The sequence below is a fragment of the Vibrio sp. 10N.222.49.C12 genome (assembly GCF_041475025.1).
GTDB lineage: Bacteria > Pseudomonadota > Gammaproteobacteria > Enterobacterales > Vibrionaceae > Vibrio > Vibrio crassostreae_C.
Genome location: NZ_JBFRVF010000016.1, coordinates 1 through 13358 on the forward strand (window position 1 = coordinate 1; position 13358 = coordinate 13358).

General features: G+C 45.7%; 11 protein-coding genes. 2 read left to right on the plus strand and 9 right to left on the minus strand.

Annotated features, from left to right (window positions below; genetic code table 11):
* Nucleotides 1-94 precede the first annotated feature (94 nt).
* The 8 genes from sucD to sdhC form a co-directional block, all read right to left on the minus strand.
* On the minus strand, nt 95-967 hold the full coding sequence (gene sucD, locus AB4583_RS05050) for a succinate--CoA ligase subunit alpha (RefSeq protein ID WP_017061945.1): 873 nt from the start codon (nt 965-967) through the stop codon (nt 95-97).
* Nucleotides 967-2133 carry an ADP-forming succinate--CoA ligase subunit beta gene (gene sucC / locus AB4583_RS05055; protein ID WP_010436793.1) on the minus strand — a complete coding sequence of 389 codons (1167 nt, stop codon included), beginning with the start codon at nt 2131-2133 and terminating at the stop codon, nt 967-969. Before sucC ends, sucD begins: the two co-directional genes overlap by 1 nt.
* Before the next feature lie 206 nt (nt 2134-2339).
* Complete coding sequence (gene odhB, locus AB4583_RS05060; RefSeq protein WP_017056410.1) at nt 2340-3548, minus strand: 2-oxoglutarate dehydrogenase complex dihydrolipoyllysine-residue succinyltransferase; 1209 nt, start codon at nt 3546-3548, stop codon at nt 2340-2342.
* A 21-nt stretch (nt 3549-3569) separates the two neighbouring features.
* Nucleotides 3570-6386 carry a 2-oxoglutarate dehydrogenase E1 component gene (gene sucA, locus AB4583_RS05065; protein WP_017061946.1) on the minus strand — a complete coding sequence of 939 codons (2817 nt, stop codon included), beginning with the start codon at nt 6384-6386 and terminating at the stop codon, nt 3570-3572.
* A 97-nt stretch (nt 6387-6483) separates the two neighbouring features.
* Nucleotides 6484-7197 (minus strand): succinate dehydrogenase iron-sulfur subunit, encoded by a 714-nt coding sequence (locus AB4583_RS05070; protein WP_010436773.1) that lies wholly within the window; start codon nt 7195-7197, stop codon nt 6484-6486.
* Between the two features lie 12 nt (nt 7198-7209).
* On the minus strand, nt 7210-8976 hold the full coding sequence (gene sdhA, locus AB4583_RS05075) for a succinate dehydrogenase flavoprotein subunit (protein ID WP_017061947.1): 1767 nt from the start codon (nt 8974-8976) through the stop codon (nt 7210-7212).
* Nucleotides 8977-9324 (minus strand): succinate dehydrogenase, hydrophobic membrane anchor protein, encoded by a 348-nt coding sequence (gene sdhD, locus AB4583_RS05080; RefSeq protein ID WP_010436768.1) that lies wholly within the window; start codon nt 9322-9324, stop codon nt 8977-8979.
* Nucleotides 9318-9710, minus strand: a complete 393-nt coding sequence (sdhC, locus tag AB4583_RS05085) for a succinate dehydrogenase cytochrome b556 subunit (protein ID WP_017061948.1) — start codon at nt 9708-9710, stop codon at nt 9318-9320. Before sdhC ends, sdhD begins: the two co-directional genes overlap by 7 nt.
* Before the next feature lie 417 nt (nt 9711-10127).
* On the opposite strand from sdhC, the gene AB4583_RS05090 reads away from it, so the two are divergent.
* Nucleotides 10128-11417: a citrate synthase gene (locus AB4583_RS05090; RefSeq protein ID WP_017061949.1), complete on the plus strand. Its 1290-nt coding sequence runs from the start codon at nt 10128-10130 to the stop codon at nt 11415-11417.
* A gap of 248 nt (nt 11418-11665) precedes the next feature.
* On the opposite strand, the gene AB4583_RS05095 is transcribed toward AB4583_RS05090, so the two are convergent.
* A complete protein-coding gene (locus AB4583_RS05095) occupies nt 11666-12424 on the minus strand; it encodes a Nif3-like dinuclear metal center hexameric protein (protein ID WP_017067382.1) in 759 nt (252 codons plus the stop codon).
* 90 nt (nt 12425-12514) lie between these two features.
* On the opposite strand from AB4583_RS05095, the gene AB4583_RS05100 reads away from it, so the two are divergent.
* Nucleotides 12515-13273 carry a DUF1853 family protein gene (locus AB4583_RS05100; RefSeq protein WP_372116646.1) on the plus strand — a complete coding sequence of 253 codons (759 nt, stop codon included), beginning with the start codon at nt 12515-12517 and terminating at the stop codon, nt 13271-13273.
* Nucleotides 13274-13358: the final 85 nt, after the last annotated feature.

Below are 13358 nucleotides of genomic sequence, written 5' to 3' on the forward strand. Positions count from 1 at the left end.
GCTCGGCGCACCATAAAAAAAGGCTTGGTCAGTGACCAAGCCTTTTTAATATCGTTTCAATTAACTTCTATCTCAATCGATAAAAGCCAGCTGATTACCAACCCGTGATTTCACGTAGGCCTTTACCGATGTCAGCAAGAGACTTAACAGTCTTAACGCCTGCTGCTTCTAGTGCTGCGAATTTATCTTCAGCAGTACCTTTACCGCCAGAGATGATTGCGCCTGCGTGGCCCATACGTTTGCCCGGAGGAGCAGTAACACCAGCGATGTAAGATACAACTGGCTTAGTTACGTTTGCTTTGATGAAATCAGCCGCTTCTTCTTCCGCAGTACCACCGATTTCACCAATCATTACGATTGCTTCAGTTTCTGGGTCTTCTTGGAAAAGTTTCAAGATATCAATGAAGTTTGAACCTGGGATAGGGTCACCACCGATACCAACACATGTAGACTGACCAAAGCCTTCATCTGTTGTTTGCTTAACTGCTTCGTATGTCAGAGTACCTGAACGAGATACGATACCTACTTTACCCTTCTTGTGGATGTGACCAGGCATGATACCAATCTTACACTCGTCTGGAGTGATAAGACCTGGACAGTTAGGACCGATCATGCGAACGCCAGTTTCTTCTAGCTTCACTTTAACGTCGATCATATCTGTTGTAGGGATACCTTCAGTGATCGTTACGATCAGTTCGATACCTGCATCAATCGCTTCTAGGATTGCATCTTTACAGAAAGGAGCTGGTACGTAGATAACTGTTGCTGTTGCGCCAGTTACTTCTACCGCTTCACGTACTGTGTTGAATACTGGAAGGCCTAGGTGAGTTTGACCACCTTTACCAGGTGAAACACCACCAACCATTTGCGTACCGTATGCGATAGCTTGGTCTGAGTGGAATGTACCTTGACCGCCAGTGAAACCCTGACAGATTACTTTAGTGTCTTTGTTAATTAATACAGACATTATTTAGCCTCCGCAGCAGCAACAACTTTCTGAGCAGCATCTGTTAGAGATTCAGCTGCAATGATATCAACATCAGAATTAGCAAGTACTTCGCGACCTAGGTCTGCGTTTGTACCTTCTAGACGAACAACTACAGGAACTGTTACGCCGACTTCTTTAACTGCACCGATAATACCTTCAGCGATCATGTCACAACGAACGATGCCACCGAAAATGTTTACGAGTACTGCTTTAACATTATCATCAGAAAGGATGATCTTGAATGCTTCAGCTACACGCTCTTTAGTCGCGCCGCCGCCTACATCAAGGAAGTTTGCTGGCTTGCCGCCGTGTAGGTTTACGATATCCATCGTACCCATCGCAAGGCCTGCACCGTTAACCATACAGCCAACGTTACCATCTAGTGCTACGTAGTTCAGTTCCCACTGTGCTGCGTGTGCTTCGCGCTCATCTTCTTGAGATGGATCGTGCATTTCACGTAGTTTAGGCTGACGGTACATCGCGTTTGAGTCGATGTTGATCTTGCCGTCTAGACAAAGCAGGTTGCCTTCGCCAGTAATTACAAGCGGGTTGATTTCTAGTAGAGCTAGGTCGTACTGAGAGAACATTTGGCCAAGACCCATGAAGATCTTAACGAACTGTTTGATTTGATCGCCAACTAGACCAAGTTTGAACGCCAGTTCACGGCCTTGGTAAGCTTGAGGGCCTACTAGAGGATCGATCGCTGATTGGTGAATCAACTCTGGAGTTTCTTCAGCGATTTTCTCAATGTCCACACCGCCTTCAGTTGACGCCATGAATACAATTTTACGCGTTGCGCGGTCAACAACAGCACCTAGGTAAAGTTCGTTAGCAATGTTTGATGCTTCTTCAACTAGGATCTTAGTTACAGGCTGACCATTAGCGTCTGTTTGGTAAGTCACTAGGTTTTTACCTAGCCACTTTTGTGCAAACTCTTTAACGCCTTCTTTGGTGTCATGTAGCTCTACGCCGCCCGCTTTACCGCGGCCACCAGCGTGTACTTGACACTTAACGACTTTCTTGGCTGTACTGATACGACCTGCAGCTTCGAAAGCTTCTTGTGCAGTATCACATGCGAAACCTTCTGGTACAGGCAAACCGAATTCTGCAAACAGCTGTTTGGCTTGGTATTCATGCAAATTCATTTTGATATTCCGTTTATTTTCCCTTAAGGGATTATTATTTCCATAACGACACAGTTTCCTGTGTTACGTCTGTAGGGTCTTCTCAAAACAACTGCTGTCCATTTTCTAATGGCTTTACAGTTCAATTGAAGGCCAGACGTTGAGCAGCCTAGCCTTTGAAACTTTTTACGTCTAGCTAACGGGGTTAACTAGACGTTTTAGCGATACTAAACGTCTAATAGCAGACGTGCAGGATCTTCTAGAAGCTCTTTGATGGTCACTAGGAAGCCAACTGATTCACGGCCATCGATTAGACGGTGGTCGTAAGAAAGCGCTAGGTACATCATTGGTAGAATCTCTACCTTGCCATCAACAGCCATTGGACGGTCTTGGATTTTGTGCATACCCAAAATTGCCGCTTGAGGCGGGTTGATGATTGGCGTAGACATTAGAGAACCAAATACACCACCGTTTGTGATAGTGAAGTTGCCGCCCATCAGTTCATCAACCGTTAGCTTGCCGTCACGACCTTTGATTGCTAGCTCTTTGATGCCTTTTTCGATATCAGCGAAACCTAGTGTGTCACAGTCTTTGAGTACTGGAGTCACTAGACCACGTGGCGTTGATACTGCCATGCTGATGTCGAAGTAGTTGTGGTAAACGATATCTGTACCATCAATAGAAGCGTTCACTTCTGGGAAACGCTTCAGTGCTTCTGTTACTGCTTTCACGTAGAAAGACATGAAGCCAAGACGCGTATCGTGACGTTTCTCGAATTGGTCTTTGTACTGCTTACGAAGGTCCATGATTGGCTTCATGTTCACTTCGTTGAAAGTAGTCAGCATTGCTGTGCTGTTTTTCGCTTCTAGAAGACGGTTTGCAACTGTCTTACGCAGGCGAGTCATAGGCACGCGTTTTTGGCTGCGAGCCGCTGCTGGCGCTTCAACTGCTGGTGCAGATGCTGCTGCCGGAGCCGCTTTCGCTGCTGCTAGGTGTGCGTCGATGTCTTCACGAGTAATACGACCACCAACACCAGTGCCTTTAACGTCAGCTGGTTGTAGGTTGTGCTCAGCAAGCAGGCGACGAACAGCTGGGCTTAGTGCGTCGTTGTTCTCTTCTGTTAGCGCAGCTTTATGGCGCTTATCAGGAGATGCTTCTGTATCTTCAGTGGTGTCTTTCGTTGGTTCACCGGCGACAGCACCCGGCTTGATTTTAGCCAAAAGCTGCTTAGAAAGTACCGTAGCACCCTCTTCTTCGATGATAGCTTCCAGAACACCCGCTTCAGGAGCCGGTACTTCTAGAACTACTTTATCTGTTTCGATATCTACAATGACTTCATCACGTGCAACCGCTTCGCCCGGTTTTTTGTGCCAAGTAGCAACTGTTGCATCAGCCACAGATTCAGGTAAATCTGGAACCAGAATTTCAATTGTCATGTGCGTATTTTCCTTTTACTTCTAGTTCTTAAGTAGGGTCAAAGCGTCGTCAACTAACGCTTTTTGTTGTTTCAAGTGTACTGACATATAGCCAACAGCTGGTGATGCTGATGCAGGACGACCTGCGTATTGAATATCAGCACCTACTGGGATAGCAGCTCGGAAATTATGTTGGCTACTGTACCAAGCACCTTGGTTTTGTGGCTCTTCTTGACACCAAACGTAATCGACTACATTTGTGTACTGTGCGATGGCAGCTCTCACGTCCTCATAAGGGAACGGGTAAAGTTGCTCAATACGTACAATAGCGACATCGTCTTGCTCGTTCTTACGTCTTTGGTCAAGCAGGTCAAAGTAAACCTTACCTGAACAGAACACGACGCGTTTTACGTTCTCAGGCGCCAGATCATCAATTTCTGCGATAGCTGGTTGGAACGTGCCTTCTGCCAAATCTTCAAGAGAAGAAGTACACAGAGGGTGACGAAGCAATGACTTAGGTGACATTACAATCAGTGGACGACGCATTGGTCGAACAACCTGACGGCGAATCATGTGGTAAACCTGAGCTGGTGTTGAAGGAACAACAACCTGCATGTTTTGTTCAGCACATAACTGAAGGTAACGCTCAAGACGTGCAGAAGAGTGCTCCGGGCCTTGGCCTTCATAACCGTGAGGAAGCAGCATAGTTAGACCACATAGACGTGCCCACTTTTGCTCACCTGATGAAATGAATTGGTCGATAACAACTTGTGCACCGTTTGCGAAGTCACCAAATTGAGCTTCCCAAAGGGTTAGACCGCTTGGCTCTGCTGTCGCGTAACCATACTCAAATGCGAGTACCGCTTCTTCAGATAACACAGAGTCAAACACTTGGAATGGCCCTTGTTTATCATGAATGTTCGCAAGAGGAACATACGTGCTTGCATCTGATTGATTGTGCAGTACTGAGTGACGGTGGAAGAACGTACCACGACCTGAATCTTGGCCTGAGATACGAATACGCTTACCGTCGTCAACAAGTGTTGCGTATGCCAGAGTTTCAGCCATACCCCAATCGACTTGTTTCTCACCATTCACCATGGCAGTACGATCGTTGTACAGTTTATTTACTCGGCTTTGCAACTTGTGGCTGTCCGGGTATTGACAAAGTTTGGTACCAAGCTCTTTCAGGCGCTCGATATCAATCTTGTTATCCCACTCGATGTTCCAGTCGTGACCTAGGTAAGGAGACCAGTCTACTGAGTGAAGTGCCATTGGACGCCACTCTTTAACCACAACTTCACCGTGATCAAGTGCATCACGATATTCGTTAACTAGCTGAGTTGCTGTATCAATACCAAACTCACCGCGCTCCATTAGCACGTCAGCGTAAAGCTTACGTGGTGTTGGGTGCTTCTTGATTTTTTGGTACATCAAAGGCTGTGTTGCATTCGGCTCATCGGCTTCATTGTGACCGTGGCGACGGTAACAAACCAAATCAATAACAACATCACGCTTAAACGTATTACGGTAATCCAATGCAAGACGCGCAACAAACGCAACCGCTTCTGGATCATCAGAGTTAACGTGGAAAATCGGAGCCTGAACCATCTTCGCGATATCGGTACAGTACATCGTAGAGCGTGTATCGCGAGGGTTAGACGTTGTAAAACCAACTTGGTTGTTTACAACGATACGAACCGTACCACCTACACAGAAACCACGAGCTTGAGACATGTTAAACGTCTCTTGTACTACACCCTGACCAGCGATAGCTGAGTCACCGTGGATAGTAATTGGAAGTACACGGCTACCATCATTATCACCAAGGCGATCTTGACGTGCACGTACTGAACCGATAACTACCGGGTTTACGATTTCTAAGTGAGATGGGTTAAATGCTAGTGCTAAGTGAACGTTGCCGCCTGGCGTTGCGAAGTCCGCAGAGAAGCCTTGGTGGTATTTCACATCACCAGTACCCCACGTGTCATCGTGCTTGCCCGCAAACTCGTCAAACAGGTCTTGTGGCTTTTTACCAAGCACGTTGACCAACATGTTTAGACGACCACGGTGAGCCATACCAACAACAACTTCACGCATGCCTTGTCCGCCAGCATGACGAATAATTTCTTTCGTCATTGGTATAAGAGCATCACCACCTTCCAACGAGAAGCGTTTTGCGCCTGGGAATTTCGCACCAAGATAGCGCTCAAGACCTTCAGCAGCAGTTAGCTCTTCTAGGAAAGCTTGCTTTTCTTCTTTGTTGAAAGAGGGTTGACCAGATACAGACTCTAAACGTTGTTGGATCCAACGCTTTTGCTCTGTATTTGTCATGTGCATGTATTCAGCACCAATAGAGCCACAATACGTTTGCTTTAGAGATTTGTAGAGATCTTTAAGCACCATCGTCTCTTGGCCAATGGCGTAAGAGCCGACGTTGAACGTCTCATTGAGGTCATCTTCGGTAAGAGTGTGGAAAGAAGGGTCCAGTTCATCAACTGTCGCTCTTTTCCATAAACCTAGGGGGTCTAGATTTGCTGCTTGATGCCCTCGGAATCGATAGGCATTAATAAGTTGCAGAACCTTTACTTGTTTCGCATCGACATCTGGATCACTAACTTGGACACTGTAATGCTTTGTTTCTTGAGCGAGTCGACGGAAGTATTCACGAACACGAGAGTGTGGTTGTTCCACTGTCTCTGAAGCTTGCACAGGCAGTTCTTCAAAAACACTTCTCCATTCGTCACTTACCGAATCTGGGTCACTTAGATACAGTTCATAGAGTTCTTCTACGTACGTTGCATTGGCGCCAGCCAAGTGTGAAGACTCGAGCCATGCCTTCATCACGCCGTTGTGCATATTTTCCCTTAACCAGTAGTTTTCACGTTTGCTGCGGTCTATGCCGAGCTATTAAAAGGCCGCCCCAAAACTTCTAGGGCGGCAATTTTTATATAACTTAAACCGAACGATTCACTAGCATGGTCTTAATATGACCAATCGCTTTCGTCGGATTTAATCCCTTAGGACAAACACTTACACAATTCATGATGCCATGGCAACGAAAAACGCTAAATGCATCATCAAGATCGGACAAACGTTCGTCTGTCGCTGTATCTCGGCTATCAATTAGCCAACGGTACGCTGCAAGCAGGCCTGCTGGTCCGATGAATTTGTCAGGGTTCCACCAGAATGATGGGCATGACGTTGTACAACATGCACACATGATACATTCGTACAATCCATCTAAATGAGCACGCTCATCAGGGCTTTGTAAGTTTTCACGAGCCGGTGGCACATTGCCATCAGACACTAAGAATGGCTTCACTTTTTCGTAGTTATCGTAGAACTGAGTCATGTCTACAATCAGGTCACGAACAACGGGTAAGCCAGGCAGTGGGCGAATCACAATCTTGTCTTGGCCCGAAAGCGCAGACAATGGCGTGATACACGCTAGGCCATTTTTACCGTTCATGTTCAAACCATCCGAGCCACATACACCTTCACGGCATGAGCGACGGAATGAGATTGTTGGATCTTGCTCTTTCAACAGAATAAGCGCATCCAAAAGCATCATGTCTGAACCTTCATCCACTTCTAGAGTGTATTCCTTCATATAAGGTTTCTGGTCGACATCTGGATTGTAACGATATAAAGAGAAATTCAGTTTCATGGTCATATCTCCTTAGTACGTACGTGCTTTTGGTGGGAACGCTTCACGATGGATAGGTTCCATGTTTACACCACGCTTAGTCATGCTCTCTGACTCTGGGTTGTAAAGTGAGTGGCATAGCCATTGCTCATCATCACGATCAGGGAAATCGAATCGAGCGTGTGCGCCACGGCTCTCTGTGCGGAAATTTGCAGCAACAGCCGTTGCGAATGCCGTTTCCATCAAGTTTTCAAGCTCTAGACACTCGATACGTTGAGTGTTGAACTCTGTAGACTTATCAGATAGGTGTGCATTTTTCAGACGCTCGCGAATCGCTTTTAGCTCTTCTAGGCCTTCAGCCATTGCTTTGCCTTCACGGAATACTGAGAAGTTGTTCTGCATACATTGCTGAAGATCTTTACGGATTTGCGCTGGATCTTCGCCGTCTGTGCTGTTTTCCCAACGGTTGTAACGCTCTAGTGAACGCTCAATGTCAGCTTCAGTTGCAGGTTTCGCTTCGTCTTGCTTCTTCAGTGTCTCACCTAGGTGTAGACCTGTCGCACGACCAAATACCACTAAATCAAGCAGTGAGTTACCACCTAGACGGTTGGCACCATGTACTGATACTGACGCGATTTCACCACAAGCAAAGAGACCTTGGATTTCAACATCGTTGCCGTCTTCGGTTTGCTTAATAGCTTGACCAGAAACTTGTGTTGGAACACCACCCATCATGTAGTGACATGTAGGGATTACTGGGATTGGCTCTTTCACTGGATCAACGTGAGCAAAGGTACGAGAAAGTTCACATACACCAGGAAGACGAGATTCAAGTGTCTCTTTACCTAGATGATCAAGCTTAAGCTTGATGTGTGGACCCCAAGGGCCATCGCAACCGCGACCTTCACGAATTTCAACCATCATTGAACGAGCAACAACATCACGACCCGCTAAGTCTTTAGCGTTTGGTGCGTAACGTTCCATGAAGCGTTCGCCGTCTTTATTGAGAAGGTAACCACCTTCACCACGACAACCTTCCGTTACCAATACACCTGCACCAGCGATACCCGTCGGGTGGAACTGCCACATTTCGATGTCTTGCATAGGAACGCCAGCACGAATCGCCATACCAACACCGTCACCAGTGTTAATGTGTGCATTGGTTGTTGATGCGTAGATACGACCAGCACCACCAGTCGCAAGGATTGTTGCCTTCGCTTTGAAGTAGCAAACCTCGCCCGTTTCCATACAAAGCGCGGTAGTACCTAAAATTGCACCATCTTCGTTTTTAACAAGATCCAGTGCATACCACTCAGAGAAAACCGTCGTTTTGTGTTTAATGTTTTGTTGGTAAAGCGTATGAAGCAGTGCGTGACCAGTACGGTCGGCTGCAGCTGCGGTACGAGCCGCTTGCTCACCACCAAAGTTTTTAGATTGACCACCGAAAGGACGCTGGTAAATAGTACCGTTCTCAAAACGAGAGAAAGGCAGGCCCATTTTTTCGAGTTCGATTACCGACTCAGGACCGTTTTTACACATGTATTCGATAGCGTCTTGGTCACCGATGTAATCAGAACCTTTTACTGTGTCATACATATGTTGTTCCCAATGGTCTTCATGCGCGTTACCAAGAGCAACAGTGATGCCGCCTTGCGCTGAAACCGTATGAGAACGAGTAGGGAAAACTTTAGAAAGCAATGCACAAGAAAGGCCTTGCTCAGAAATTTGCAGTGCGGCACGCATACCTGCACCACCAGCGCCGATCACTACGGCATCAAACTCACGAACAGGAATAGTCACTTACGCACCCCACAAAATAAACAGACCAGAGAAGAAATATCCAAGAAGAACTGCAACAACACCGACTTGAAGACCAACACGCAGTTTTGCGCATTTGATGTAGTCAGTTAGTACTTGCCATAGGCCGATCCACGCGTGAACCAAAACAGAAGTAAGCGCTAACATGGTGAAGACTTTAGTGAAGGTTCCACCAAAGAATTGCGTCCAAGATGCGTAAGAGATATCACCAGAGAAAGCACAAAAGCTAACTAGGTAGATAGTGTAAAGCGTCATAATGATGGCAGTAGCACGAATCAATAGATAATCGTGGACACCATTACGACCAAAAGTAGAAACGTTGTTTACCATACTAAGATCCCCGCTAGTAGAGACAATACCGCTGTTGCTGCGAATGCAACCTTAGCGCTCTTCGCGCCAGATTCCAGCTCTTCAAAGTGACCAAGGTCCATAAGAAGGTGACGAATACCACCAGCAATGTGGTAAGCCAAAGCGGTTAAAATGCCCCACAGAATAAACTTCACGAAGAAACCATCGACAATGTCGCTAGCTTCGGCAAAGCCTACTGGGGATGAGAGGGAAATGGATAGTAACCAAAGCAAAATTCCAATCGCGACAAAAGTTATCACCCCAGACACACGGTGTAGGATGGAAGCTATTGCTGTGATTGGAAAGTGGATGGTCTGTAAATCTAAATTAACAGGTCTTGTCTTTCTTTCTTTCACGGGCTTGCTCACTCAGCTCCATTGAGCATTATGGTCATTAAATAACCTTATGATATTGTTATGGACAAAATTTGATTGTAAACCTTCAAAATTTAACATTAACTTAACAAATAACTGAAGTTGAGCCTTAGATAATTGTAAAATAATTGTTAACTGCTCGATTAAGAAAGACACCTCACATTTCTTCTTAGCCTTGCATTTATAAGGTTTTAACCAAACTTTTCAGCGTCACTATACGACTGGCAACATTCTAATACAATTGATGTAACAAATAATGCTACACAGACCAGATTTTTAACGAATTTAATGTAAAAAACACTAACAAGTGCACACAAAGCTTCAGAAAAATTGACTTTCCCACGTAAGACCAGTAAAAAAATGGCACATAAACATCCTGGACGGATTAAATAATAAACAAAGGAGATTGTTATGGCGGATAAGAAAGCTACCCTTCACATTGAAGGTCAAGCGCCAATCGAGCTGCCGATTACAGAAGGTGTACTTGGTACTCCAGTGATCGATGTTCGTACACTAGGTTCTAATGGTTTTTTCACTTTTGACCCTGGTTTTCTTGCCACTGCATCCTGTGAGTCTCAAATCACTTTTATTGACGGTGGAAAAGGCATTCTTTTACATCGTGGTTATCCAATCGACCAACTTGCCAATAACGCTGATTACTTAGAAGTATGTTACATACTTCTTTACGGTGAAGCCCCATCTAGAGCTGAGTACGAAAAGTTCAAGACTACCGTGACACGTCACACTATGGTGCACGAGCAAATCGCTAGTTTCTTCCACGGCTTCCGTCGTGACGCTCACCCTATGGCTGTAATGTGTGGTGTTGTAGGCGCTCTAGCGGCGTTCTACCACGACTCACTTGATGTCAACAACGATACACACCGTGAAATTGCGGCATACCGCCTGATTTCAAAAATGCCAACACTGGCTGCAATGTGTTACAAATATTCAATCGGTCAGCCGTTTATCTACCCACGTAACGACCTAGGCTACGCAGAAAACTTCTTACACATGATGTTTGCAAACCCATGTGAAGAGTATGAAGTGAACCCTATCGTTGCTCGTGCAATGGATAAGATTTTCACTCTACATGCTGACCACGAACAGAACGCTTCTACGTCTACAGTGCGTCTTGCTGGTTCATCTGGTGCTAACCCGTTTGCGTGTATCGCAGCAGGTATCGCATCACTTTGGGGCCCAGCTCACGGCGGTGCAAACGAAGCTTGTCTGCGCATGCTTGAAGAGATCGGTAGCGTAGATAACATTGAAGAATACGTTGCGAAAGCAAAAGACAAAGATGACCCATTCCGTTTGATGGGCTTCGGTCACCGTGTTTACAAGAACTACGACCCACGTGCAACAGTAATGCGCGAAGCGTGTCACGAAGTGCTTAAAGAGCTAAACATCCAAGATCCACTACTAGACGTGGCGATGGAACTTGAGCGTATCGCTCTTTCTGATGAGTACTTTGTTTCTAAGAAGCTATACCCGAACGTAGATTTCTACTCAGGTATCATTCTGAAAGCAATCGGTATTCCAGTATCTATGTTTACAGTAATCTTCGCGATGTCTCGTACCATCGGTTGGATTGCTCACTGGAACGAAATGCACAGCGATCCGACGAACCGTATCGGTCGTCCTCGTCAGCTATATACTGGTGAAGAACAACGTGACTTTAAAGCACTTCACGAACGTGAATAGTTGCTATAAATCATAATGTTAAAAGGGGTTGATGTGAGAACATCAACCCCTTTTCTTTTGTACGCTCTCAACTTCGTCATCCTCAAGAATGCGAAGTGAACGAATAAAATAATATCGTCATCCCCAAGAACGAGGGACGAATGAGTTGGGGATCTCCTTAAGCGAGCAGATAAACTATACAGGTTACCTGCTCAATTCTAGAGAACGACGCATACACTCGACTCGTACCCCTTATCTCGCATCTGCTCTTAAACTGGGTTATCGATATCAATAAACTCAACATCCAAGCCATGTTCTTCCGCTAACCATTCACCTAACGCTTTTACACCGTATCGCTCAGTCGCGTGGTGGCCAGCAGCAAAATAATGAATGTCTTGCTCGCGTGCTGAGTAAGTAGTGCGCTCAGAAATTTCGCCAGAAATAAAAGCATCAATGCCTTGAGAAGCCGCTAGCTCAATGTAGTCTTGACCACCACCAGTACACCAACCGACGGTCGTTATCATTTTGTCTTGGTTTTCTGGAGCGATATGCAGTGGTTTACGATTTAGAGCTTGATCGATTTTTGCTGCGAATTCAGTACCTGTCATTGGTGTTTTTAATTTACCAAACATAGCAACCGATTGTGGGTGCCCTTCCAAACCGCCTTCGACTTCTATCTCAAGTAACTCCGCCAGTTTCGCGTTATTACCAAGCTCAGGGTGGATATCAAGCGGCAAGTGATAACCTAAAAGATTGATGTCATTTTTAATCAAGGTACGAATGCGCTTGCCCTTCATGCCACGAATCGCTTCTGACTCGCCTTTCCAGAAAAAGCCGTGATGGACTAACAAAGCGTCTGCGTTCAGTTCTACCGCTTTATCAATCAAGGCTTGAGAAGCTGTTACACCAGTAACGATTCGCTTCACTTCTGTCGCGCCTTCAACTTGAAGACCATTAGGACAGTAATCTTTAATCTGCTGTGGCTGCAGTTTTTCGTTAAGTAGCTTTTCTAATTGTAAGTTAATCATTTTTCTTTCCAGCTTACCTTTATAATAACGTCGTTATATCAATTTACGGGTAGAATGTCGAAAGCCCCACGATGAGTTTATGAGGAAGAGATGACAGCACTGCAACGTTTTTACCAATGGGTCATCGACTCACCGCCATTACTAGAAATCAAGCCACCGGTTTCGGATCTCAGTGCATTCTCTAGCAACCATGCCATCGACTCATCACATACTTATGAGGGTAATCCTAGATTAGGTTTCCTCTACCAATATCTATGCGAGCAAGTGATCGCTGCCTCACCGAATTACTCGATAAAGCACGACGAGATTCAGATCAATGTGGAAGGCAGAACTCTCGGTGCAATCGACTTTATTCTTAAAGGAGAGAGCAGCCAAAAGCTGGAACATTGGGAAGTGGCGATTAAGTTTTATCTGCTCCACGAACAAACATGGTTTGGACCCAACTCTCACGACCAATTGGATAAGAAACTCGACAGGATGCTCAGCCACCAACTCGAAATGTCCTCTTCTGCCGCCTTTGTTGAGCAATATCCAGAAATCGATGTCGACTCAAAACACTTACTGATGCAAGGTCGTCTGTATACCAACCCTTTCTTAGAGCAAAACATACCGACAAAATGCTTGGGCTATGACATTAACCCAAGCCAAGTAAACGGCTTTTGGTGCTATCAAGATCAGGCTCATTTAATCAGTGAACCACTGTATCCACTCACCAAAGAGCAATGGGCAGCAGGGACGGATGATTTCAGCAGTCAGCCTATCACCGAGTTCGGTGATCGCTTCGTCCATGGGCAAACAAAGTCGGGGCAATTCTGGTTTGTGATGCCACAAAGTTGGCCACACGGTTAGTCGTCTGAGCTAACTCAGTTACCTTTTCCCGCTTATACGTAACTAACACAAACAAAAAGGGCTGATGCTTTCACATCAACCCTTC